Here is a 22,443-nt window from a genome sequence, read left to right as displayed (position 1 = left end):
CTCACCGGACAGCCAACCTCACTGGACAGGCAGCCTCACAAGGCAGGCAGCCTCAGGCAGCCTCACAAGGCAGGCAGCCTCACAAGGCAGGCAGCCTCACAAGGCAGGCAGCCTCACAAGGCAGGCAGCGTCATCGGGCGGGCAACCTCATCGGGCGGGCAACCTCACCCGACAGGCAACCTCACAAGGCAGGCAACCTCACCGGAAAGGCAGCTCACCCGACAGGCAGCGTCATCAGGCAGGCAGTTCACCCGACAGGCGACCTCACTGGAACGCGCGGCGGTAGGCGTTCGGGCTGAGGCCGGCCACGCGTTTGAACCGGTCGCGGAAGGCGGTCGGTGAGCCGAATCCGACCTGCGCCGCGATGCGGTCGACCGGATGCGTCGTGGTCTCCAGGAGGTGCTGCGCCCGCCGGATCCGGGCGCGGTGCAGCCACTGCAGCGGCGTCGTGCCGGTCTGCTCGCGGAAGCGTCGGTTGAGCGTGCGGGTGCTCATCCCGGCGTGGGCGGCGATCTCGTCGAGTGTCAGGTCGCGGCCGGAGTTGTCCTCCATCCAGCGCAGCACCGGCTCCAGCAGCGAGCCGCGCGGCGTGGGCGGCCGCTCGTGCACGATGAACTGTGCCTGCCCGCCCTCCCGCTCCAGCGCCATCACCGACAGCCGGGCCGCGTCGGCCGCGACGGCCGAGCCGTGGTCGCACCGGATCATGTACAGGCACAGGTCGAGGCCTGCCGCAGCGCCGGCGGAGGTCAGGATCGGACCGTCGTGCACGTACAACACGTCCGGGTCGACCTCCACGGCCGGATACCGCGCGGCCAGGAGCCCGGCGGCCATCCAGTGGGTGGTGGCGCGCCTGCCGTCCAGCAGCCCGGCCGCGGCGAGGGTGAAGGCACCGGCGCAGATCGACGCGATCCGCGTGCCGGCCGTGGCGGCGCGCCGCAGCGCGGCGATCACCTCGGGCGGCGGCGTGGCCGGGGTTGCGACGCCCGGCACGATGATCGTGTCCGCCTCCTCCAGCGCCTCCAGGCCATGGGGCGCGCGGATCGTGAACGCCCCGGCGTCGACCTCCGCCGAGGGCGCGCAGACCCGCAGGCGATAGGGCGACCGCCCGTCGGGCAGGCGCGTACGGCCGAAGGCCTCCAGGGGCGTGGTCAGGTCGAACCCGATCACGCCGTCGAGCGCGAGCACCGCGATCGTGTGCATGGCCGTAACGTACGCCACCACCACTTTCTCGCCAACCACAGCTGACCAGCGGTGTCTCCGACAGCAGCCGCGGTCCGGAACCTGGCAGGAATCCGGTGGAACGTGTCACTTACGCCACTGTCGAGGCCCCGGGACCGGTCCGTAGCGTCATCCCCGCGCCGCCGGCGGCGGCGATCGTCACCGTCCCCACGCTGAAGGCGCATGCATCCGTGACCAAGATCCTTCTCATCGTCCACGTCCTGGCCGCCGTCCTCGCCGTCGGCCCGGTGGCCGTGGCGGCCAGCATGTTCCCCGTCGCGGTGCGCCGGGCGGGCGCCGGGCTCGCCCCCGGCCGGGACGGTCCGGCGATGGCCGGCGCGCGGCTCCTGCACCGCGTCTGCCGCGTCTACGCCGTCGCGGGCGTCGCCGTACCGGTGTTCGGCCTCGCCACCGCGGGCGCCATGCACGTCACGGGCGACACGTGGGTGGTCGTCTCCATCGTCCTCACGGCGCTCGCGGCCGCCGTTCTCGCGCTGCTCGTGCTGCCTCGCCAGCAGGCGCTCCTCGCCGGCGCGACCACCGGCCCGGCCCGGCTCGCCATGTACACGGGGCTGTTCAACATCCTGTGGGCGGCGGTCACCGTCTTGATGATCGTCCGGCCCGGGTCCACCACCGGAGCGTGATCTGTGTCACCTCCGGGCCGCTGCGGCGGCGACCTCCCCGCCGGGGGCCGCGAAAGGACGATCCGGTTGGCTGAACGGCGTTCGGCCTAAAAGAACACGGCCATCCCACCGTCCGCCCTAAAGCTTTATCGCCGCCCGAATTGGCGCGGAATATCCCTATCGGCGGGAGCGCTGTGCATGAACGTGGCCTGTCCACATCGTGAGAACCCCGAGCCATGCATCGTGGACGGTCACGGACGAGTAGCCTTGTCTCGATTACAGATCCACCTGCGAGCGCGGAAGAGGGCGATCTCCGCCGTGTCGACTCAGTCGTCGCGATCCTCCGCCGACCAGGCCACTCCAGACTTCGGTCCCAACGAGTGGCTGGTCGACGAGCTTTATCAGAAGTACCTCGAAGACCCCAACTCGGTTGACCGAGCGTGGTGGAACTTCTTCGCCGATTACCAGCCGGACCGCCCGGCCAAGGCCATCGACGGCGCGGCCGCCTCTCCTCCGACACCCGCTCCCACGGCTCCCTCCGCCCCCACGGCTCCCGCACCGGAGCACAAGCCCGCTCCCGCCCCGAAGGCCGAGCCGACGCCGGCCGCGAAGGCGCCCGAGAAGCCGGCCAAGAAGGCCGCCCCCGCGCCCCAGATCCCCGGCGGAGCCGAGGAGGTGCGCCTGCGCGGCGTCGCCGCCCGTACGGTCACCAACATGGAGGCCAGCCTGGCCGTGCCGACCGCGACGAGCGTGCGCGCGGTGCCCGCCAAGCTGCTGATCGACAACCGCATCGTCATCAACAACCACCTCAAGCGCGGGCGGGGCGGCAAGGTCTCCTTCACGCACCTGATCGGGTACGCCCTGGTCAAGGCTTTGCAGGCCATGCCGGAGATGAACGCCTCCTACGCCGAGGTGGACGGCAAGCCCACGCTGATCCGCCCCGAGCACGTCAACTTCGGCCTGGCGATCGACCTGAAGAAGGACGACGGCCAGCGGCAGCTCGTGGTGCCCAACATCAAGAACGCCGAGACCCTCGACTTCCGCCAGTTCTGGGCGGCGTACGAAGAGGTCGTGCGCAAGGCGCGGGGCAACAAGCTGACGATCGACGACTACGCCGGCACCACGATCAGCCTCACCAACCCCGGCACGATCGGCACGGTGCACTCGGTGCCCCGCCTCATGCCCGGCCAGGGCACGATCATCGGCGTGGGCGCGATGGAGTACCCCGCCGAGTACGCCGGCACGTCCGAGGAGTCGCTGGCCCGCCTCGGCATCAGCAAGGTCATGACGCTGACCTCGACGTATGACCACCGCATCATCCAGGGCGCCCAGTCCGGTGACTTCCTGCGCGTCGTCCACCAGCTCCTGCTCGGCGCGGACGAGTTCTACGACGAGCTCTTCGAGGCGCTGCGCATCCCGTACGAGCCGGTCCGCTGGGTCCAGGACATCAGCGCCACCCACGAGGACGACGTCGCCAAGGTCGCCCGGGTGCACGAGCTGATCCACGCCTACCGCGTGCGCGGCCACCTCATGGCCGACACCGACCCGCTGGAGTACACCCAGCGCCGCCACCCCGACCTCGACGTCCTCAAGCACGGCCTCACCCTGTGGGACCTGGAGCGCGAGTTCGCCACGGGCGGGTTCGGCGGCAAGCCGACGATGAAGCTGCGCGACATCCTCGGCGTGCTGCGCAACTCCTACTGCCGCACGGTCGGCATCGAGTACATGCACATCCAGGAGCCCGACGAGCGGGCCTGGATCCAGGCGCGCGTCGAGATCCCGCCGGAAAAGCCCGACCGCGAGGAGCAGAAGCACATCCTCGGGCGGCTCAACACCGCCGAGGCGTTCGAGACGTTCCTGCAGACCAAGTTCGTCGGCCAGAAGCGCTTCTCCCTCGAGGGCGGCGAGTCGCTCATCCCGCTGCTCGACTCGGTGATCACCGCGGCCGCGCAGGAGCACCTCGACGAGGTCGTCATCGGCATGGCCCACCGCGGCCGGCTCAACGTCCTCGCCAACATCGTCGGCAAGTCCTACGGCCAGATCTTCGGCGAGTTCGAGGGCAACCTCGACCCGCGCAGCGCGCAGGGCTCCGGCGACGTGAAGTACCACCTCGGCGCCGACGGCGACTTCGTGGCCCGCGACGGCTCGAAGATCCGCACCTCGCTCGTGGCCAACCCGAGCCACCTGGAGACCGTCGACCCGGTCGCCGAGGGCGTCGTCCGCGCCAAGCAGGACGTCCTCGACCTCGGCGAGGGCGAGTTCACGGTGATGCCGATCCTCATCCACGGCGACGCGGCCTTCGCCGGCCAGGGCGTCGTGGCCGAGACGCTCAACCTCTCCCAGCTCCGCGGCTACCGCACCGGCGGCACCGTGCACATCGTCGTGAACAACCAGGTCGGCTTCACGACCGCCCCGGAGTACTCCCGGTCGAGCGTGTACGCCACGGACGTGGCGCGCATGATCCAGGCGCCGATCTTCCACGTGAACGGCGACGACCCCGAGCAGTGCGCGCGGGTCGCCCGGCTGGCGTTCGAATACCGCCAGGCGTTCAACAAGGACGTCGTCATCGACCTGATCTGCTACCGGCGACGCGGTCACAACGAGACCGACAACCCGTCGTTCACGCAGCCGCTGATGTACGACCTGATCGACGCCAAGCGCTCGGTCCGCAAGCTGTACACCGAGGCGCTGATCGGCCGCGGCGACATCAGCGTCGAGGAGGCCGAGCAGGCGCTCCGCGACTACCAGTCGCAGCTGGAGCGGGCCTTCTCCGAGACGCGCGAGGCCACCAACCAGCCGCCGCAGGACAGCTTCACCAAGCCCGACACCGAGCGCATCCCCGTCGATCACCAGGGTGTGCCCACGGCCATCTCGGACGAGACGGTCAAGCGCATCGTCGACACGCAGCTCAACCTGCCGGAGGGCTTCACCCCGCACCCGCGGGTGCAGCCGCTGGTGCAAAAGCGTGCGCAGATGATCGAGGACAACGCGATCGACTGGGCGACCGGTGAGATGTTCGCGTTCGGCTCGCTGCTCATCGACGGGCGGCCCGTACGCGTGGTCGGTCAGGACACCCGCCGGGGCACGTTCGGCCAGCGGCACGCGGTGCTGTTCGACCGCAGGACCGGCGAGGAGTACACCCCGCTCAAGCAGTTCGGTCAGGGCACCTCGAAGTTCTACGTGCACGACTCGCTGCTCAGCGAGTACGCCGCGATGGGCTTCGAGTACGGCTACTCGATGACCCGGCCCGACGCTCTGGTCTGCTGGGAGGCCCAGTTCGGCGACTTCGCCAACGGCGCCCAGTCGATCCTGGACGAGTACATCTCCTCGGGCGAGCAGAAGTGGGGCCAGCGCTCCTCGGTCGTGTTGCTGCTGCCGCACGGCTACGAGGGGCAGGGCCCGGACCACTCCTCGGCCCGCATCGAGCGCTACCTCCAGCTGTGCGCGCAGGACAACATGACGGTGGCGCAGCCGAGCACGCCCGCCAACTACTTCCACCTGCTGCGCTGGCAGGCGCTGTCGCCGCGGGAGAAGCCGCTGATCGTGTTCACGCCGAAGCAGCTGCTGCGGCTCAAGGCGGCGACGTCGGCGACGTCGGAGTTCACCTCCGGCTCGTTCCGCCCGGTGATCGGCGAGACGGCGGAGCTCGGCCAGGTGCGCCGCATCCTGCTCACCACCGGCCGGCTCTACTACGACCTGGTCGGCGCGCGGGACAAGGCCGGCGACACCACGACGGCGATCGTCCGGGTCGAGCGGCTCTACCCGCTGCCGGTCGATGAGATCAAGGCGGAGCTGGCCAAGTACCCTGCGGACGCCGAGCTGATCTGGGTGCAGGACGAGCCCGCCAACATGGGGGCCTGGACGTTCATGTCGCTGAAGCTGCCCGCGCACCTGGAGGGCCGCGAGCTCAAGCGGGTGTCCCGCCGGGCCAGTTCGTCGCCCGCCGTCGGGTCGGCGAAGATGCACGCGGCCGAGCAGCAGGGCCTGCTCGCCGCCCTGTTCGGCGAACGCTGAGAGACGGCCACCGGGCCCTCGCTCGTACGTGAGGGCCCGCGCGGTATGCGCCGCGGCCCCGCACCCGACCGGTGCGGGGCCGCGGCGCATACCGGCTGCTACGTTGGGCGCCGTCCAGACCACCATCCGACGATTGCGAACGTGGACCCATGTACTTCACCGACCGAGGTATCGAAGAGCTCGCCGAACGCCGCGGCGAGGAAGAGGTCTCGCTCGCATGGATGGCCGACCGACTCCGGGAGTTCGTCGACCTGAACCCGGAGTTCGAGACGCCGGTCGAGCGCCTCGCGACCTGGCTGGCGCGGCTCTCCGACGAAGACGACGACTGAGCGGCGTCCGGCGCACCCGCCATGCATCCCCTCAGACGCGATACATCTTGAACTTTCCGGAAACGCGACATATCTTGTTTGACAGAGCGTTCCGACGGAAGGGAAGACCCAATCATGGCGCGCTGGACGGTCGACGAGCCGACGAAAATCGACTTCGACGGAGTGGTCGCCCTCAAGGCGAACATCGTGGCGGGCACCGTCTCCGTGCTGCCGACCAGTGAGCGCCCCGCCCTGCATGTGAGCGAGGTCTCCGGCCACCCGCTCGAGGTCGTGCACGAGGCGGGCATGCTGACCATCAGCCAGAAGAGCAACGGAGTCGAAGGCGTCTTCCGCTGGCTGCAGAACACCCGCGGGCGTACCGCGATCACCATCACGGTCCCCGCGGACTGCCCGGTCACCCTCAACCTGGTCACCGCGAACGCCGTCATCAACGGCATGTCGGGTCGCGTGTCGGTCAAGACCGCCTCGGGCGACGTGACCCTCGACGGCGTGACCGGTTCGATCGACGCCAATACCGCGACCGGCGCGGTCGAGGCGCACGGCGTCGACGGCTCGATGACCTTCAACTCCGTGTCCGGCGACCTGGCCCTGGCCCGCGGCATGGTCGATCGGCTGAGCGCCCACTCCGTGAGCGGGCGGATCACCACCGACGTCGACCTCCACGACAGCGCCGGCGTGCAGATCAGGACCGTCTCCGGCGAGGTCACCATGCGCCTGCCGGCGGCCACCTCCGCCAAGGTCTCCCTGCTGTCCGTGAGCGGCCGCATCGACGCGGGGTTCGACGGCCTCGGCCGGCAGGAGCCCCCTGTCGGCAAGAGCATCACCGGTACGCTCGGCGGCGGGGCGGCCTCTCTCAACGTCAACTCGGTCTCCGGCGCGATCACTCTGCTGAGCCGCCCCGATCCCGATGCACTGAAGCGAGAAGGAGCACACGACCGATGAGTCCCGTGTTCGGCCACGGCCGGCTGAGGCTGTACCTGCTGAAGCTGCTCGAAGAGAGCCCACGACACGGCTATGAGGTCATCCGGCTGCTCCAGGATCGCTTCCTCGGCGTCTACTCGCCCTCGCCCGGCACCATCTACCCGCGCCTCGCCCGGCTGGAGGAGGAGGGGCTCGTCACCCACGAGGTCGTCAAGGGCAAGAAGGTCTACCGGCTGACCGACGCGGGCCGCGCCGAACTCGAGCGGCGCATGGACGAGCTCGCCGAGCTGGAGGAGGAGCTGACCGAGTCGGTCCGCGACATCGCCCGCGAGGTGCAGGAGGACGTCCGCGACACCGTACGCTCGCTGCGCGAGGAGCTGACCCAGGCCGCGCGCGAGATGCGCAAGCAGGGCCCGGTCGGCGCGACGCAGAACATCAAGACCACCACGCAGCGGCAGAAGGACGAGTGGAAGCGCCAGAAGGAGCAGTGGAAGGACCACAAACGCGCGTTGAAGGAGGAGTGGCGGCACACCTGGGAGGACGCCTGGGCCACCGCCACCGGCACCCCGGACGACGCCGCCCGCATCAAGCTGGAGCGCACGCTTCGCCGGTTCGTCGAGGACGTCCGCGCCGCCGCACACGACGGTGTGAGCGATGACCAGCTCGCCCGGACCCGCGACCTGCTCGCCGAGACCTCCGAGCGCCTCCGCACCGAGGTCTTCCCCCCGGAGCAGCAGGACCCGCCTCAGGCAGGCGGAGTGACCGACCGCCGGTAAGAAGCCCGTGGGGCCTCCGCAGAGCCCGTACGGGCCCGCGCCGGGGCGGCACGCGTCCGTCAGGGCGTGAAGACGATCTTTCCGAAGAGGTCGCCCTCGGCCATCGCGGCGAAGCCGTCGCGGGCCTCGGACAGCGGCAGCACGCGGTCGATCTTCGGGCGTACGCCGGTGACGTCGAGGAAGCGCGCGAGCCGTACGAGCTGGTCGCGGGTGCCCATGGTCGAGCCCACCACCGAGAGCTGCAGGAAGAACACGCGGTTGAGCTCGGCCGGTGGCACCTGGCCGCTGGTGGCGCCGGAGACGACGATACGGCCGCCGGGGCGCAGCGACTTCAGCGAGTGGCTCCACGTGGCCTCGCCGACCGTCTCGATGACCGCGTCCACGCGCTCGGGCAGCCGGGCGCCGGACTCGAACGCCTGGTCCGCGCCGAGCCGAAGTGCCCGCTCACGCTTCTCGCCGCTGCGGCTCGTGGCCCACACGCGGTATCCGGCCGCCGAGCCCAGCGCGATCGCGGCCGTCGCGACACCGCCGCCCGCACCCTGCACGAGGACGGTCGTCCCGGGCTCCAGCCCGGCCTTGTCGAACAGCATGCGGTAGGCGGTGAGCCATGCGGTGGGCAGGCAGGCCGCCTCTTCGAACGACAGCGAGGCCGGCTTGGGCACGAGGTTGCGCCGGGGGACGGCGACCTTCTCGGCGAACGTCCCGTCGTAGGTCTCCGACAGCAGCGACCGCTTCGGGTCGAGCGTCTCGTCTCCCCCACCGCGCTCGGGATCGCCGACCACCGAGTGGACGATCACCTCGTTGCCGTCATCGTCGACCCCGGCCGCGTCGCAGCCGAGGATGATCGGCAGCCGGTCCGCACGAATCCCGACGCCGCGGAGCGTCCAGACGTCGTGGTGGTTGAGCGCGGTGGCCTTGACGGTCACGGTCGTCCAGCCCTCGGGCGCCGTGGGCTCGGGACGCTCCCCGAGCTCCAGACCGTTCAGCGGATTGTCGGCATCGATGCGTGCTGCGGTGACGGCGAACATGATCCGCACTGTAGTTCACCGGCCGTCGGCCGCCGCTCCCCCGGGCACCCGGTTCTCCCAGAACGACGGCCCGTACCCCCTCAAGCCGGAGTACGGGCCGTCGTCTTCGTCACGCGGCTAGATGCGGGCGACGCCCTCTTCGCGGGCCTGGTCGGCGACCGCCTTGGTCACCGCGGGGGCGACGCGCTCGTCGAACGGGCTCGGGATGATGAAGTCCTCCGCCAGCTCGTCGCCGACCACGTCCGCCAGGGCGGTGGCCGCCGCCAGCTTCATGCCCTCGGTGATCGAGTGGGCCCGTACGTCGAGGGCGCCGCGGAACACGCCCGGGAAGGCCAGCACGTTGTTGATCTGGTTCGGGAAGTCGCTCCGCCCGGTGGCGACGACACGCGCGTGGCGGCGGGCGACCTCCGGACGGATCTCCGGGTCGGGGTTGGACAGGGCGAACACGATGGCGTCGTCGGCCATCGCCTCCACGCAGTCCTCGCGGATGGTGCCGCCGGAGAGTCCGAGGAAGACGTCGGCGCCGACCAGGGCGTCTTCGGTGGAGCCCTTGAGCTGCGCCCGGTTGGTGTCGCCGGCGAGCTTCTGCTTGATCGGGTTGAGGCCGTCGCGTCCGTCGTAGATGAGCCCCTTGCTGTCGGAGACGGCGATGTCGCCGATGCCGGCCTCCAGCAGGATGCGCGTGACGGCGACGCCCGAGGCGCCGGCCCCGGCCACGACCGCGCGCATCGACGACAGCGGCTTGCCGGTCAGCCGGGAGGCGTTGCGCAGCGCGGCGAGCACCACGATCGCGGTGCCGTGCTGGTCGTCGTGGAAGACCGGGATGTCGAGCGCGGCCCGCAGGCGGTCCTCGATCTCGAAGCAGCGCGGCGCGCTGATGTCCTCGAGGTTGATGCCGCCGAAGCTCGGCGCGAGCCGGATCACCGTCTCGACGAGGTCGTCGGCGTCGGTGCAGTCGAGGCAGATCGGCACGGAGTCCAGACCGCCGAACTCCTTGAACAGCAGCGACTTGCCCTCCATCACGGGCATGGCCGCGGCGGGGCCGATGTCGCCCAGCCCGAGTACCGCGGTGCCGTCGGTGACCACCGCCACCACTTTGGAGACCCAGGTGTAGTCGTGCGCGAGTTCGGGATCGTCGGCGATCGCCGTGCAGACGCGGGCGACGCCGGGCGTGTAGGCGAGTGAGAGATCGTCCCGGTCGCGGACCGGGACGGTCGAGCGCACCTCGAGCTTGCCCCCTCGGTGCAGTGCGAAGGCCGGGTCGGCGTCGTAGTCGCGCTCGACGGATGGAGCAGACTTGGGTTGGTCAGGCTTAGATTGATCGGGCTTGGCAGCCACAGCGACCCCTGCTATTTCGTGACAATACGGGCAGACATCCTTGTCATCCCTGGGTCAACGGGCGGCGTGGACGTCTCTCGGAGTACGGGGGTCACCCGTTCACCGATTGAACCACACCATCCGGCAGACCCCAGGCCGGGGACCGTACCACCCGCGAACGCGGCGGCGCGCCGCGGCATTCGGACCCGTCCGTAAAGGGTTTATGCCATTGTTGGTCCCGCTTAGAGCGTGCCCGTCACACATGCCACCTAAGCCACTTACCTGTACGCCCACACCCTCCGTCCCCAGGAGGACGCTCTGTTCCCCCGGCCCATCGTCCGTCGCGCGGCCGCGGCGGCCTTCATCATCCTGCTCGGAATCCCCGCGATCACCGCCTGCCGGAACACCTCGACCGGCCCCCTCGGCGGCATCCAGCGGGCAGGAAGGATCCTCATCGCCACCGACGCCCTGTACCCCCCGAACGAGTTCAAGCGCGGCGACCAGATCGTCGGGTTCGACGTCGATCTCGGCACCGCCCTCGCCCGCAAGCTCGGCGTCAGGGCGGAGTTCCAGGACGTACGGTTCGACACGATCCTGCGGGCCCTCGACCAGGGCAAGTACGACATCGGCCTCTCCTCGTTCACCGACACCCGTGAGCGCGAGGGCCGGTTCGACTTCGTCACGTACCTCTCGGCGGGCACGATGCTCATGGTCCCGAAGGGCAACCCGCGGCGGCTGCGGCCCGACGGCCTGTCGCTGTGCGGCAAGAAGATCGCGGTGGAGAAGGGCACCACGCAGGAAGAGGAGATCTCCCGCAAGGACGTGACCCGGCCCGGTGCCGGGATCCGGACCGACGCCTGCCGCAGCGCCGGCCGGCCGGCCCCGATCCGCCTGGCCTACGACGACCAGGAGGCCGCCAACGAGGCCCTCGCGAAGGGTGAGGCCGACGCCTCGCTCACCGACTCACCGGCGGCGATCTACGGGGCGAAGGAGTCGGGCGGCCGCATCGAGTGCGCCGGCTCCCCGTACGCGACCGCCCTGTACGGCATCGCGATCCCCAAGCGCGCGAGCGACCTGCGCGACGCGATCTTCAAGGCGATGAAGACGCTGATGTCCGACGGCACCTACCGGCGGCTCACCGCGCAGTGGGGCCTGTCCACGGGTGCGGTGCCCGATACGCGGATCAACGCCGCCGAGTAGACGTTGCGTGATTGTTTCAAGGCAGTAATCCCACTTGAGGCGGTGTTGCGCCAAGATGTCCCCCATTGTTCTTGCAATCCTTCGGGACATCCCCCGACCACACATGGAGGGACGCCGTGCACACCGGTCCTCTGCGCCGCCGCGGCATCGCGTTGGGCATCACAGTCATCGCGGGCGCCCTCGCGCTGTCCGCGTGTAACGCCAAGACCACCACGCCGGGCAAGAAGAGCGCGCTCGACACGATCAAGAAGAACGGCAAGCTCGTCATCGCCACGGACGCGTCGTACGCGCCCAACGAGTTCAAGCAGAACGGGCAGGTCGTCGGCTTCGACATCGACCTGGGCAGCGCGATCGCCAAGAAGCTCGGCGTCCAGGCGGAGTTCCAGGACGTCAAGTTCGACAACATCCTTCCGGCGCTGCAGAGCAAGAAGTACGACATCAGCCTGTCGTCCTTCACCGACAACAAGCAGCGTGAGCAGAGCTTCGACTTCGTGACCTACTTCTCCGCGGGCACCGGCCTGATGGTGAAGGCGGGCAACCCGCTGAAGCTCTCCCCCGACGACCTGTCGCTGTGCGGCAAGAAGATCGCGGTGGAGAAGGGCACCACGCAGGAGGACGAGCTGACGCCCAAGTCGAGCGCCAAGCCCGACGCCGGCGCCCGCGTGGACAAGTGCAAGCAGGGCGGCAAGCCGGCCCCGGTGAAGGTCTCCCTCGACGACCAGAACGCCGCCAACCTGGCGCTCGGCAACGGCCGCGCCGACGCCGTACTGGCCGACTCCCCCGTCGCCTCGTACGCGGCCAAGGAGTCGAACGGCAAGTTCGTCATCGCGGGCAAGGCCTACGACACCGCGCCGTACGGCATCGCGATCCCCAAGAACGAGAACGAGCTGCGGGACGCGATCCAAAAGGCGGTCAAGGACCTGATCACCGACGGCACCTACAAGCAGCTGACCGACAAGTGGGGCATCTCCGACGGTGGTATCACCGACCCCAAGGTCAACGGCGCCGCCGGCTGAGGACGCCGTGACCGAGCGAAGCGAGGGAACCAATAAACGGCACTCCGGTCACGGCGCCGATGAGGGAGGCCCCGTGACCGACATCGACACGACGGAACCGGTGCGGCCTGAGACGATCAAGGCCGTGCCGGTCCGGCACCCGGGCAGATGGGTCAGCGCGGCGATCATCCTGGTGCTCGCCGCGATGCTCGTCCACATGCTGTTCACCAACCCGAACCTGGACTGGTCGACGTTCGGGAAGTACTTCTCCGACGGCAGCATCCTCAAGGGCCTGGTGGCGACGCTCGAGCTGACCGTGATCGCGATGGCGATCGGCATCGTCGGCGGCGTGATCCTCGCGCTGATGCGCCTGTCGGCCAACCCGATGCTGTCCTCGGCGGCGTGGCTGTACATCTGGTTCTTCCGCGGCACGCCGGTGCTGGTGCAGCTGATCTTCTGGTTCAACATCAAGGCCCTGTTCGGCGACATCTCGATCGGCATCCCGTTCGGCCCGATGTTCATCACCTGGGACGTCAACAGCCTGGTCACCACGTTCGTCGCGGCGATCCTGGGCCTCGGCCTGAACGAGGCGGCGTACATGTCGGAGATCGTCCGGGCCGGCATCCTGTCCGTGGACGAGGGCCAGACCGAGGCCGCACATGCCCTCGGCATGCGACGCCTGAAGGTCATGCGGCGGATCGTGCTGCCGCAGGCGATGCGGGTGATCATCCCGCCGACCGGCAACGAGACGATCTCGATGCTGAAGACCACGTCGCTGGCGTCCACGGTGGCCTTCACCGAGTTGCTGAAGGCCGGCGAGGACATCTTCAACGCCAACTACCGGACCATCCCCCTGCTGATCGTGGTGAGCGTCTGGTACATCATCGTCACCTCGGTGCTGTCGGTCGGCCAGTACTACCTGGAGCGGTACTTCGGCCGGGGCTCCTCCCGCGAGCTGCCCCCGACCCCGCTCCAGCGGCTACGGCGCAACCTCACGACGTTCCACGTCACACCGCCGCGGGTGCCGGAGAGGGGGACCTCATGAGCGAACCGCAGGACAGCGTCGGTTCCGGCGCCGGGCCGATGGTCCGGGCGGAGGGCGTCCACAAGTTCTTCGGCCGGCTCCACGTGCTGCGCGGCATCGACCTGGAGGTCGAGTCCGGGGAGGTCATGTGCGTCATCGGCCCCTCGGGCTCGGGCAAGTCGACCTTCCTGCGCTGCATCAACCACCTGGAGAAGATCGACTCGGGCCGGCTCTGGGTGGACGGCGACCTCGTGGGCTATCGCCAGCGCGGCGAGAAACTGCACGAGATGCGCGAGAAGGAGGTCGCGGCGCAACGACGGGACATCGGCATGGTGTTCCAGCGCTTCAACCTGTTCCCGCACATGACCGCGCTGGAGAACATCATGGAGGCGCCGATCCAGGTCAGGGGCGAGCCGAAGGCCACCGTCCGCGAACGCGCGATGAGCCTGCTCGACCGCGTCGGCCTGTCGGACAAGGTCGCCAGCTACCCGTCACAGCTGTCCGGCGGGCAGCAGCAGCGGGTCGCGATCGCGCGGGCGCTGGCCATGGAGCCGAAGCTCATGCTGTTCGACGAGCCGACGAGCGCACTCGACCCCGAACTGGTCGGGGACGTGCTCGACGTGATGCGGCAACTCGCCGTGGACGGCATGACGATGGTCGTGGTGACACACGAGATGGGCTTCGCCCGCGAGGTCGGCGACTCTCTCGTGTTCATGGACGCCGGCGCGATCGTCGAACAGGGCCGCCCACGCGATGTACTGAGCGACCCCCAGCACCAGCGCACGCAGGACTTCCTGTCCAAGGTCCTCTGAGAGGGTGGCGGCGGAGTTATCCACAACCCGCCGCCACCCCTCCCCTCGCCGAGACGCCCGCTGGACAATGGGATTGGGGTCGGCCCCCCGGGTCGGGCGGGGTCCATCGGGCGGGGTCCATCGGGCGGGGTCCATCGGGCGGAGCCCGCTCGGGTCGGGTGTTGCTGGTCGAGTGGTGATTGCGGGGGGGCGGGGGTCTCACGGCAGTGGTGGTGTGGCCTGTTTGATGTACGGCGCTGATGGTGAGGTCGCGCAAGATTGCCGTAGCGCGGGGTGCGGTGCAGGTGGGACAGGTGTCCTCGCTGTAGATCACGTCGTGGATCCGGGGCAGTCTGATTTCGGCTGCCGGTGGCCGCGCAGGTAGGCGCCGGAGGTCAGGCTGGTGATGCCGTAGGCGGTCCGGGGTGTGGCAGGTGCCGGTGGTGTGGCCGGTTCGGCGGCGGGTGATCTGGAAGATGTACCTGGAAGTCGAGGTCCTCAAGGGCAGGACTTCGACGATGCGTTGTTCCAGACGGCCGTGATCGATGCCGGTTCTGGTGTGATGCGCAGCGTTCGGCCAGGCCATGGTGGTCGGCCTGGCGTACGGGCGGCGATGCTTGCGTTCGATGAGGACGTGGCCGGCTTTGGCGCTGGTCAGGTAACGGGCGTGAGGCCTGGCGGGGTGCAGCGACGGGCGGGCGCGTATCGCAGGCGGGCGGTGTCGGTTGAGGCACGCGAAAGACGCGGCAATATCAAGGGGCAAATACGCCGTTACCCGGCAAGTCGGGCTTCCTCTCACGAGCGGCGTGGAGTGTAATAGCCGGACAGCACCACAGCCTCTGCCTCGTGGTAGGAGCGGCCCGTGGATCTCGCGTCGTACGCCGAGCTGGCGGTCCGGCTGGTGAACACCCGGACGCCCGAAGGCGACCGCCTGGGGGATCTCGACGCGCTCCGGGAACTGCTCACGGCCGGTCCGCACCTGTCCGGGCGGATCGGCAGGTCGGATCTCGAGGCGATGGTGCAACTGCGGGCGGACCTTCGTTCGATCTTCGAGTCGGTGACCGAGGGCGATGAGGACGGGGCCGCGGAGGGCATCAACTCCCTGCTGCTCCAGCATCCGGTGCACCCCCAGATCTCCGCCCACGACGGGCAGCGTTGGCACCTGCACATCACCGAGGGCGGTTCGGTGCCCGACCGGTACGCCGCCGGGGCGGCCATGGGGCTGGCGGTCTACGTCTCCGCCGAGGGGCTCGACCGGCTCGCGATCTGCCACGCGGCGCCGTGCCGCAACGTCTTCATCGACACGTCGTCGAACCGGTCCCGCCGCTACTGCTCCGACCACTGTGCCGGACGGGCCGAGCCCGGCGTGCGCGCGGTCGCTCAGGGCGGGCCGAGCCGCAACGACGGTCTCGGCCAGTAGCGCAGCACGACGCGCCCGACGATCAGTCCGTCGGGCACCGCGCCGAAGTCCCAGCTGTCCTGGCGGCCCGCCGCGCGCTGGTTGTCGCTCTCGAGCCACCAGCCGCCCGCCTCGCGCCGTACGGCCCGCTTGACGATCAGCAGATCCCGGCGGGGGTGACGCGCCACCACGACGCTGCCGGGGACGATCCGTGCGCCAGGGCGTACGAGCAGCCAGTCTCCGGGACGCAGCGCGGGCAGCATCGATTCGCCCGTCACTTCGACCGCTCGCATGATGAACCTCTCCGCTCAGGGGTAGGGGGCCAGGAGTAGTGTCTTGTATTCGCAGCACGCTCTACGAGAGACAACGGAAGGACACGCAGGTGCTTGCACGATTTCTGCGCCCCAAGGCCACGGTGTCCGCACACTGTGACCTGCCCTGCGGCATCTACGACCCGGCCCAGGCCCGGATCGAGGCCGAGTCGGTCAAGGCGATCATCGAGAAGTACGAGTCCAACGAGGACCCGGTCTTCCGCGCCCGCGCGCTGATCATCAAGGAGCAGCGCTCCGAGCTGGTCAAGCACCACCTCTGGGTCCTGTGGACCGACTACTTCAAGCCTCCGCACTTTGAGAAGTACCCGCAGCTCCACCAGCTGTTCAACGAGGCCACCAAGCTCGCCGGCGCCACCGGCACCAAGGGCGGCGTCGACACGGCGAAGGCCGACGAGCTCCTCGCGAAGATCGACGAGATCAGCAAGATCTTCTGGGAGACCAAGAACGCCTGAGAACTCCCGATTCGTAGCAGAACGGGGCTCCCAAGCGATCTTTGCGGTCGCGACGGCGAGGGCCGCCCGCGGGTCATCCGCGGGCACGGTCCTCGCCGTGTCCGTTTCAAGCTTGGTAACCGCACGATTCCGCCGGTCAGCCCGCGATTTCGCGCATATGGGCACGACTCCAGCGACCCGCCGGCGGACCCGCGACTTGCAGTGGAAAGATCCCTTGGGGATATGCAGGCGCGCCGGACGCGCGAGTAGGTGCGCGCAAGCGGTAGTTTCAAGGAAGCGGGAAGCCCCAACTAGGGAGTGACGTGACCGAGGAAACCGCAGCCATGCCGGCCAGTCTTTCTGACGTCCGCGATGTGGTGACCGTGCGGCTGCCGGCTGACAGCGCCTATTTGTCCGTGCTGCGCACAGCGACGGCCGGGCTGGCGGCGCGTCTCGACTTCAACCTTGACGAGATCGAGGATCTGCGCATAGCGATCGACGAGGCGTGCGCGATGCTCCTCGCCCAGGCGGTTCCCGGCACCGACCTGACGTGTGAGTTCGAGCTGACCGACGATGCGATGAGCATCGGGGTGTCGGTGCTCACCGTCGACGGCCGGCAGCCGAGTCGTGACACCTTCGCGTGGACGGTCCTGAGCTCACTCGCCGGCGACGTCGACGCCGAGGTCGGCGCCGACGACCGGGTGACGATCGTCCTGCAGAAACGGCGCGGGCAGACGACGTGACCAGAGTCCAAGCGGCACAGCACCGCCCGGCCGGCCCGTCGCATGAGTCCCGAGCCGCGAGGCGAGGTGCTCACATGACCGAGCGAAGCGAAGGAGTCAAGAGGCACAGCACCTTGGTCGTGGGGCCGACGGAGGAGGCCTCATGACCGAGAAGACGACCGTGGCGGGCAACGAGCACAGCGTGCCGGACCGCGCCCGGGCACGCATGCTGTTCGAACGCCTCACCACACTTCCCGAGGGCGACCCGGAACGCCAGCGCATCCGCGACGAGCTGGTCGAGCTGCACCTCCCGCTCGTGGAGTACCTCGCGCGCCGGTTCCGCAACCGCGGCGAGTGGCTCGACGACCTGATCCAGGTGGCGACGATCGGCCTGATCAAGTCCATCGACCGCTTCGACCTCGAACGCGGGGTGGAGTTCTCCACGTACGCGACGCCGACGATCGTCGGTGAGATCAAGCGTCACTTCCGCGACAAGGGATGGGCGGTCCGCGTCCCCCGGCGGCTCCAGGAGCTCAAGCTGTCGCTGACCAAGGCGATCAGCGACCTCGCCCAGCGCGAGGGCCGCGCGCCGACCGTCAGCGAGCTGGCCCAGCACCTGCAGATGAGCGAGGAGGAGGTGCTGGAGGGGCTGGAGTCGGCCAACGCCTACTCCACGGTCTCCCTGGACGCCCCCGACTCCGGCGACGAGGACGCGCCGGCGGTCGCCGACTCGCTCGGCATCGTCGACGACGCCCTTGAGGGCGTCGAATACCGCGAGTCGCTCAAACCGCTGCTGGAAAAGCTGCCCGCGCGCGAGAAGCGCATCCTGTTGCTGCGGTTCTTCGGCAACATGACGCAGTCGCAGATCGCGGCCGAGCTGGGCATCTCCCAGATGCACGTGTCCCGGCTCCTGGCCCGCACCCTCGCCCAACTGCGGGACGGCCTCACCGCCGACGACTGAGAGAAGGCCGCCCGGGAGCCGAGGGTTCCCGGGCGGTTTTTCTTCAGTCCTGGTCGAGGGCCCGCGTGGTGGGCGGGCTCAGCAGCGCCGCCGCCGCGGCGAGGGCCACCACGATGAGGACGACGCCGATGATCTGCCGGCTGCTCTTGATCATCGAGACCGCCGCGATCACCGCGAAGATCTGGGTCAGCAGGGCCGGCGCACGTCCCCAGCGGCGCACCTGCCACAGCCCACGGCCGACCGCGACGATGCCGACACCGGCGGCGATCGCCATGACGGCCAGGACGATCGCGCTGGCCAGATCGTTCGGGCTGCCGACGATCGCCTCGGCGCCGACGTACAGGCCGACCGCCGCCACGGCGGCCCCCTCGACGGCCTCGATGACCGCCGCCGTACTCAGTGTGATGGGACGTGTGGACACAGCCCAGAACACTATCCGGATCAACGGGGCCCGGTCCCCGAGGGTGCGCGATCGGCGCAAGGCCGGTGGAAGCTACTCTTTTGCACGTGCGTGCACTTCTCATCGCCAATCCCAAGGCGACGACCACGTCCCGGCGAGCCCGTGACGTGCTGATGCGCGCGTTCGCCGGCGAGGTGCGCCTCGAGCTCGCCGAGACCCAGCGACGCGGTCACGCCACCGAGCTCGCCGCGCAGGCGGCCGCCGAAGGGTACGACGTGGTGATCGCGCTGGGCGGCGACGGCACGGTGAACGAGGCGGTCAACGGCCTGCTCACCAACGGCCCCGCCCCGGACGGGCCCGCGCTCGCGATCGTGCCGACCGGCAGCGCCAACGTGTTCGCCCGCGCGCTCGGCATGCAGAACAACCCGCTCGACGCCGCAGGACAGGTGCTGGAGGCGCTGCGCGCCGGCCGCAGCCGTACGGTCGGGCTCGGCCAGGCCGGCACCCGCTACTTCACCTTCTGCGCGGGCATGGGGCTGGACGCCGAGGTGGTGCACGCGGTCGAGAGGCTGCGCGACTCGGGGTCGCGCGCCTACTCCACGCTGTACGCGCGCACCGCGCTGCGGCAGTACTTCGTGCTGACGGACCGCCGCCGGCCGGCGCTCACGCTGGAGGCGCCGTCCAAGCCCCCGCTCGGCCACATCTTCATCGGCATCGTCTCCAACACCGCGCCCTGGACGTACGCCGGGCGGTGGCCGATCGACCCGAGCCCGCGGGCGAGTTTCGCCACCGGGCTGGACCTGTTCGCGCTGCGCAGGTTCGACCTGCTGTCGACGCTGGGGGTGATGGCACAGATCGTGCCGCCGTTCAACCGGCTCCCCCGGGGCGGTCACATCCTCGGACTGCACGATCTCTCCGAGTTCACGCTGCGGTCCCGGCGGCCCATCGCGTTCCAGGTGGACGGCGACTATCTGGGGCAGCGAGAGTTTGTTACGTTCCGCTCTGTGCCGAAAGCTGTGCGTGTTGTGATCTGAGGTGACCTGCCTGTTGTGTGTTTCGATTGTGTGACACATCCGACAGCCATACTTTGAGAAAACTTTCTCAAAGGCCTTGCGCCCCTCCGGACGCCCTGAGAATCTCTAAAGAGGCGCGAGACATGGGACAACACCTCGAGAGCGCCACGACAACTTCCCCGGGCCATGCCACCGCACCCGGTTGTTCGTTACATCGTGAAACCGTTCACAAGTGGAGTCATGGCTTCACGCTCGATTGAAGGAGTGGACCGCATGGACTGGCGCCACCGCGCTGCCTGCCGTGACGAGGACCCTGAGCTGTTCTTCCCGATCGGCAACACCGGCCCCGCACTCGTGCAGATCGAAGAAGCCAAGCAGGTGTGCCGCCGCTGCCCCGTCACCGAGTCGTGCCTGCAGTGGGCCCTGGGCTCCGGCCAGGACGCCGGCGTGTGGGGAGCGATGAGTGAGGACGAGCGCCGTGCGCTGAAGCGCCGCCGTGCCCGCGCCCGTGCGCGCGCCCACGCCTGAGCCTCGCCCGAAGATCCGTCCCGCCTGCCGCCGATCCCTCCGGCACCGCGCCTCCGACGTGGACTCGCGGCCTGCCGCCCCAAGCGCCCGTGGTCCGGCCACGGGCGCTGCTCTGTTTCGTCCTGGTGTGCACGACCGGCGCACCGAACGCATGAGCCCGCGGCGTTCACTTTCCCGCCGATGACGATCGATGACCTCCCAAACCCGTCCCCGAAGGTAACTTCCCCCGCCTTCGGCTTCTCACGCCTCAGAAATCGCCCCGAACCCGTCGCGCCGCACGCATCAGCCCGTTCGCGGCGCCTGCGCGAGCGGGATGTCGAGGGACACCTCCGTGCCGCCTCCCTCCCGGCGGCGCAGCTCCAGGACCCCGCCGAGCTCTCCCACGATCAGCGTCCGGACGATCTGCAGCCCCAGGCTCGCCGCCGACTCCACGTCGAAGCCCTCCGGCAGCCCCTTTCCGTTGTCGGCCACCACCACGCCCAGGCGCTCGCCGCTGCGGGACACCACGACCTCCAGCAGGCCCGAGTTGTCGGTCAGCCCGTGTTCGAGGGCGTTCTGCAGGAGCTCGGTCAAGACCATGGCGAGCGGTGTCGCGATCGCCGCCGGCAGAACGCCGAAGCCGCCGACCCGCTTCGGCCGTACCCGGGTCTCCGGTGAGGACACCTCACCCGCCATCGCCATCACCCGGTCGGCGATGTCGTCGAAGTCGATCAGCTCTTCGGGCGTGTGCGAGAGCGTCTCGTGCACGATCGCGATCGAGCCGACCCGGCGTACCGCCTCCTCCAGGGCGTCCCTGCCCTCCGGCACCTGGAGCCGCCGGGCCTGCAGGCGCAGCAGCGCGGCGACCGTCTGCAGGTTGTTCTTCACCCGGTGGTGGATCTCGCGGATCGTCGCGTCCTTGGTCATCAGCTCCCGGTCGCGCCACCGCAGCTCGGTGACGTCGCGCAGCAGCACGAGCGCGCCCGTACGGTGGCCGTCGACGATCAGCGGAATGGCCCGGAGCTGGACGATCGCGCCGTTCGCCTCGACCTCGGTCTCCCGGGCCGCGCGGCCCCCGGCCACCAGGGCGAGGGAGTCGTCGACCGGCGCGGTGCCCAGGCGGGCGGTCGTGTCCGCCAGGTGCGTGCCGGCCAGGTCGGTGGCCAGCCCCAGCCGCCGGTACGCCGACTGGGCGTTCGGGCTGGCGTACAGGACCCGCCCCTGACGGTCGATGCGCAGCAGCCCGTCGCCCACCCGCGGCGAGCGGGCGAGGTTGGGCTCCTGCTCGGGGAACGGGAACCGCCCGTCGTTGATCATCTTGGCCAGGTCGCTGGCGCTCTGCAGATAGGTCAGCTCGAGACGGCTCGGCGTACGGGCGGAGCTGAGGTTCGTGCTGCGCTGGATGACACCGAGGATCCGCTCCCCCCGACGTACCGGAATGGACTCCTCGCGTACGGGGATGCCGCTCCCCCACTCCGGGTCGCCCTCCCGGCAGATACGGCCCTCGCGGTAGGCGATGTCGACCAGCGTGCGTTCGCCGCGGCCGGTCACCATGCCGACGAGGTCCTCGGGGTAGGCCGTCGGACCGGTCGTCGGGCGGATCTGGGCCACCGCCACCCAGCTGCCGTCCTCGCCGCGTTCGGCCGTCAGCGGCACCCAGAGGACGAGGTCGGCGAAGGACAGGTCGGCGAGCAACTGCCAGTCCGACACCAGCGAGTGGATCCACTCCATGTCGTCGGCGCCGAGGTCGGTGTGCTTTTTGATCAAGTCGCTCAACGTGGGCACGTCTGCATCATCGCAGGTGGTCCTGGCATGATTCGGCGGGTGGATCCTCTCGAGCGGCTGACGGCCGCGACGCGGCAGCGTACGGGCGCCGGGCTGCGCCGTACGCTGCGCCCCCGCACGCCCGCCCAGACCCTGCTCGACCTGGCGTCCAACGACTATCTCGGGCTGTCCCGCGACCCGCGGCTGGCCGAGGGCGCGATCGAGGCCGTCCGCACCTGGGGCACCGGATCGACCGGTTCACGACTGGTGACCGGCACCACCGAGCTGCACACGGCGCTCGAAGAGCGGCTGGCCGGTTTCGCGGGGACGCCGTCCGCGCTCGTGTTCTCCTCCGGCTACCTCGCCAACCTCGCCGCGGTCACCGCGCTGCGGCCGGGTCTGATCGTCTCCGACCGGGGCAACCACGCCTCGCTGATCGACGGGTGCCGCCTCGCCCGCTGCCCGGTCGTGGTCACCCCGCACGGCGACGTCGCCGCCGTGGACGCCGCCCTCGACGGGGCACGCGACGCCGTGGTGGTGACCGACGCGGTCTTCTCCGTGGACGGCGACCTCGCCCCGCTCCGCGAGCTGCACACGGTCGTCCGTCACCACGGCGCGCTGCTGCTGATCGACGAGGCGCACGCGCTCGGCGTGGTCGGCCCGGGCGGGCGCGGCGCG

Annotated in this window: 22 protein-coding genes; 16 read left to right on the top strand and 6 right to left on the bottom strand. The window is 69.6% G+C overall.

What is annotated here, in order from left to right:
• Positions 1–264: 264 nt before the first annotated feature.
• Positions 265–1,200 (bottom strand): GlxA family transcriptional regulator, encoded by a 936-nt coding sequence (locus ACFFNX_RS14395; RefSeq protein WP_378200903.1) that lies wholly within the window; start codon positions 1,198–1,200, stop codon positions 265–267.
• A gap of 95 nt (positions 1,201–1,295) precedes the next feature.
• Between ACFFNX_RS14395 and ACFFNX_RS14390 the strand changes: the two genes are divergently transcribed.
• From ACFFNX_RS14390 to ACFFNX_RS14370, 5 genes are all read left to right on the top strand, one after another.
• Positions 1,296–1,862: a hypothetical protein gene (locus tag ACFFNX_RS14390; protein ID WP_378200900.1), complete on the top strand. Its 567-nt coding sequence runs from the start codon at positions 1,296–1,298 to the stop codon at positions 1,860–1,862.
• A gap of 297 nt (positions 1,863–2,159) precedes the next feature.
• On the top strand, positions 2,160–5,855 hold the full coding sequence (locus tag ACFFNX_RS14385; protein ID WP_378200897.1) for a multifunctional oxoglutarate decarboxylase/oxoglutarate dehydrogenase thiamine pyrophosphate-binding subunit/dihydrolipoyllysine-residue succinyltransferase subunit: 3,696 nt from the start codon (positions 2,160–2,162) through the stop codon (positions 5,853–5,855).
• A 149-nt stretch (positions 5,856–6,004) separates the two neighbouring features.
• Positions 6,005–6,184: a DUF6104 family protein gene (locus ACFFNX_RS14380; protein ID WP_285570241.1), complete on the top strand. Its 180-nt coding sequence runs from the start codon at positions 6,005–6,007 to the stop codon at positions 6,182–6,184.
• Between the two features lie 114 nt (positions 6,185–6,298).
• Positions 6,299–7,126: a DUF4097 family beta strand repeat-containing protein gene (locus ACFFNX_RS14375; protein WP_378200892.1), complete on the top strand. Its 828-nt coding sequence runs from the start codon at positions 6,299–6,301 to the stop codon at positions 7,124–7,126.
• A complete protein-coding gene (locus ACFFNX_RS14370) occupies positions 7,123–7,881 on the top strand; it encodes a PadR family transcriptional regulator (RefSeq protein ID WP_378200889.1) in 759 nt (252 codons plus the stop codon). Before ACFFNX_RS14375 ends, ACFFNX_RS14370 begins: the two co-directional genes overlap by 4 nt.
• Positions 7,882–7,940: 59 nt before the next feature.
• Here the strand turns inward: ACFFNX_RS14370 and ACFFNX_RS14365 are convergent, their stop codons facing one another.
• Entirely contained in the window at positions 7,941–8,909 is a 969-nt protein-coding gene (locus ACFFNX_RS14365) for a zinc-binding dehydrogenase (protein ID WP_378200886.1), read from the bottom strand.
• 117 nt (positions 8,910–9,026) lie between these two features.
• Positions 9,027–10,133 carry an NAD(P)-dependent malic enzyme gene (locus ACFFNX_RS14360; RefSeq protein ID WP_378200883.1) on the bottom strand — a complete coding sequence of 369 codons (1,107 nt, stop codon included), beginning with the start codon at positions 10,131–10,133 and terminating at the stop codon, positions 9,027–9,029.
• A 375-nt stretch (positions 10,134–10,508) separates the two neighbouring features.
• On the opposite strand from ACFFNX_RS14360, the gene ACFFNX_RS14355 reads away from it, so the two are divergent.
• From ACFFNX_RS14355 to ACFFNX_RS14335, 5 genes are all read left to right on the top strand, one after another.
• Positions 10,509–11,426 (top strand): ABC transporter substrate-binding protein, encoded by a 918-nt coding sequence (locus ACFFNX_RS14355; protein ID WP_378200932.1) that lies wholly within the window; start codon positions 10,509–10,511, stop codon positions 11,424–11,426.
• Positions 11,427–11,542: 116 nt separating this feature from the next.
• Entirely contained in the window at positions 11,543–12,442 is a 900-nt protein-coding gene (locus ACFFNX_RS14350; RefSeq protein ID WP_378200880.1) for an ABC transporter substrate-binding protein, read from the top strand.
• A 73-nt stretch (positions 12,443–12,515) separates the two neighbouring features.
• Positions 12,516–13,466 (top strand): amino acid ABC transporter permease, encoded by a 951-nt coding sequence (locus ACFFNX_RS14345; protein WP_378200877.1) that lies wholly within the window; start codon positions 12,516–12,518, stop codon positions 13,464–13,466.
• The gene (locus ACFFNX_RS14340; protein WP_378200874.1) at positions 13,463–14,257 is read left to right on the top strand and encodes an amino acid ABC transporter ATP-binding protein; all 795 of its coding nucleotides are present in this window, start codon (positions 13,463–13,465) and stop codon (positions 14,255–14,257) included. Before ACFFNX_RS14345 ends, ACFFNX_RS14340 begins: the two co-directional genes overlap by 4 nt.
• An 841-nt stretch (positions 14,258–15,098) precedes the next feature.
• Entirely contained in the window at positions 15,099–15,656 is a 558-nt protein-coding gene (locus ACFFNX_RS14335) for a CGNR zinc finger domain-containing protein (RefSeq protein ID WP_378200871.1), read from the top strand.
• Here ACFFNX_RS14335 and sodX read toward each other — a convergent pair.
• Positions 15,617–15,928, bottom strand: a complete 312-nt coding sequence (sodX, locus tag ACFFNX_RS14330) for a nickel-type superoxide dismutase maturation protease (RefSeq protein WP_378200868.1) — start codon at positions 15,926–15,928, stop codon at positions 15,617–15,619. The genes ACFFNX_RS14335 and sodX overlap by 40 nt on opposite strands.
• 89 nt (positions 15,929–16,017) lie before the next feature.
• Here sodX and sodN point away from each other — a divergent pair, with 89 nt between their 5' ends.
• The 3 genes from sodN to ACFFNX_RS14315 all read left to right on the top strand — a co-directional run bounded on the left by sodN (position 16,018) and on the right by ACFFNX_RS14315 (position 18,081).
• The gene (gene sodN / locus ACFFNX_RS14325) at positions 16,018–16,419 is read left to right on the top strand and encodes a superoxide dismutase, Ni (protein WP_378200865.1); all 402 of its coding nucleotides are present in this window, start codon (positions 16,018–16,020) and stop codon (positions 16,417–16,419) included.
• A 302-nt stretch (positions 16,420–16,721) separates the two neighbouring features.
• The gene (locus ACFFNX_RS14320; protein ID WP_285618314.1) at positions 16,722–17,141 is read left to right on the top strand and encodes an ATP-binding protein; all 420 of its coding nucleotides are present in this window, start codon (positions 16,722–16,724) and stop codon (positions 17,139–17,141) included.
• Between the two features lie 142 nt (positions 17,142–17,283).
• Positions 17,284–18,081: an RNA polymerase sigma factor SigF gene (locus ACFFNX_RS14315; protein ID WP_378200862.1), complete on the top strand. Its 798-nt coding sequence runs from the start codon at positions 17,284–17,286 to the stop codon at positions 18,079–18,081.
• 43 nt (positions 18,082–18,124) lie between these two features.
• On the opposite strand, the gene ACFFNX_RS14310 is transcribed toward ACFFNX_RS14315, so the two are convergent.
• Entirely contained in the window at positions 18,125–18,502 is a 378-nt protein-coding gene (locus ACFFNX_RS14310) for a hypothetical protein (RefSeq protein WP_378200860.1), read from the bottom strand.
• Between the two features lie 86 nt (positions 18,503–18,588).
• Here ACFFNX_RS14310 and ACFFNX_RS14305 point away from each other — a divergent pair, with 86 nt between their 5' ends.
• Both ACFFNX_RS14305 and ACFFNX_RS14300 read left to right on the top strand, forming a co-directional pair.
• Positions 18,589–19,515 (top strand): diacylglycerol/lipid kinase family protein, encoded by a 927-nt coding sequence (locus ACFFNX_RS14305; protein WP_378200857.1) that lies wholly within the window; start codon positions 18,589–18,591, stop codon positions 19,513–19,515.
• Between the two features lie 252 nt (positions 19,516–19,767).
• Positions 19,768–20,022 (top strand): WhiB family transcriptional regulator, encoded by a 255-nt coding sequence (locus ACFFNX_RS14300; RefSeq protein ID WP_378200854.1) that lies wholly within the window; start codon positions 19,768–19,770, stop codon positions 20,020–20,022.
• Between the two features lie 282 nt (positions 20,023–20,304).
• Here ACFFNX_RS14300 and ACFFNX_RS14295 read toward each other — a convergent pair whose 3' ends face one another.
• Positions 20,305–21,786, bottom strand: coding sequence for a GAF domain-containing sensor histidine kinase (locus ACFFNX_RS14295; protein WP_378200851.1), 1,482 nt, complete (start codon positions 21,784–21,786; stop codon positions 20,305–20,307).
• 39 nt (positions 21,787–21,825) lie between these two features.
• Here ACFFNX_RS14295 and ACFFNX_RS14290 point away from each other — a divergent pair.
• On the top strand, positions 21,826–22,443 hold a 618-nt coding region (locus ACFFNX_RS14290; RefSeq protein WP_378200848.1), incomplete at its 3' end, for an aminotransferase class I/II-fold pyridoxal phosphate-dependent enzyme.

Source organism: Actinoallomurus acaciae (assembly GCF_042429965.1).
In the GTDB taxonomy this organism is placed as follows: domain Bacteria; phylum Actinomycetota; class Actinomycetes; order Streptosporangiales; family Streptosporangiaceae; genus Actinoallomurus; species Actinoallomurus acaciae.
This window is presented reverse-complemented; position numbering and strand designations above follow the sequence as displayed.

Coding starts and splice junctions, on each gene's coding strand:
- ACFFNX_RS14395 (WP_378200903.1), bottom strand. CDS start 1,200: ATGCACACGATCGCGGTGCTCGCGCTCGACGGCGTGATCGGGTTCGAC.
- ACFFNX_RS14380 (WP_285570241.1), top strand. CDS start 6,005: ATGTACTTCACCGACCGAGGTATCGAAGAGCTCGCCGAACGCCGCGGC.
- ACFFNX_RS14375 (WP_378200892.1), top strand. CDS start 6,299: ATGGCGCGCTGGACGGTCGACGAGCCGACGAAAATCGACTTCGACGGA.
- ACFFNX_RS14370 (WP_378200889.1), top strand. CDS start 7,123: ATGAGTCCCGTGTTCGGCCACGGCCGGCTGAGGCTGTACCTGCTGAAG.
- ACFFNX_RS14365 (WP_378200886.1), bottom strand. CDS start 8,909: ATGTTCGCCGTCACCGCAGCACGCATCGATGCCGACAATCCGCTGAAC.
- ACFFNX_RS14340 (WP_378200874.1), top strand. CDS start 13,463: ATGAGCGAACCGCAGGACAGCGTCGGTTCCGGCGCCGGGCCGATGGTC.
- sodX (WP_378200868.1), bottom strand. CDS start 15,928: ATGCGAGCGGTCGAAGTGACGGGCGAATCGATGCTGCCCGCGCTGCGT.
- ACFFNX_RS14315 (WP_378200862.1), top strand. CDS start 17,284: ATGACCGAGAAGACGACCGTGGCGGGCAACGAGCACAGCGTGCCGGAC.
- ACFFNX_RS14300 (WP_378200854.1), top strand. CDS start 19,768: ATGGACTGGCGCCACCGCGCTGCCTGCCGTGACGAGGACCCTGAGCTG.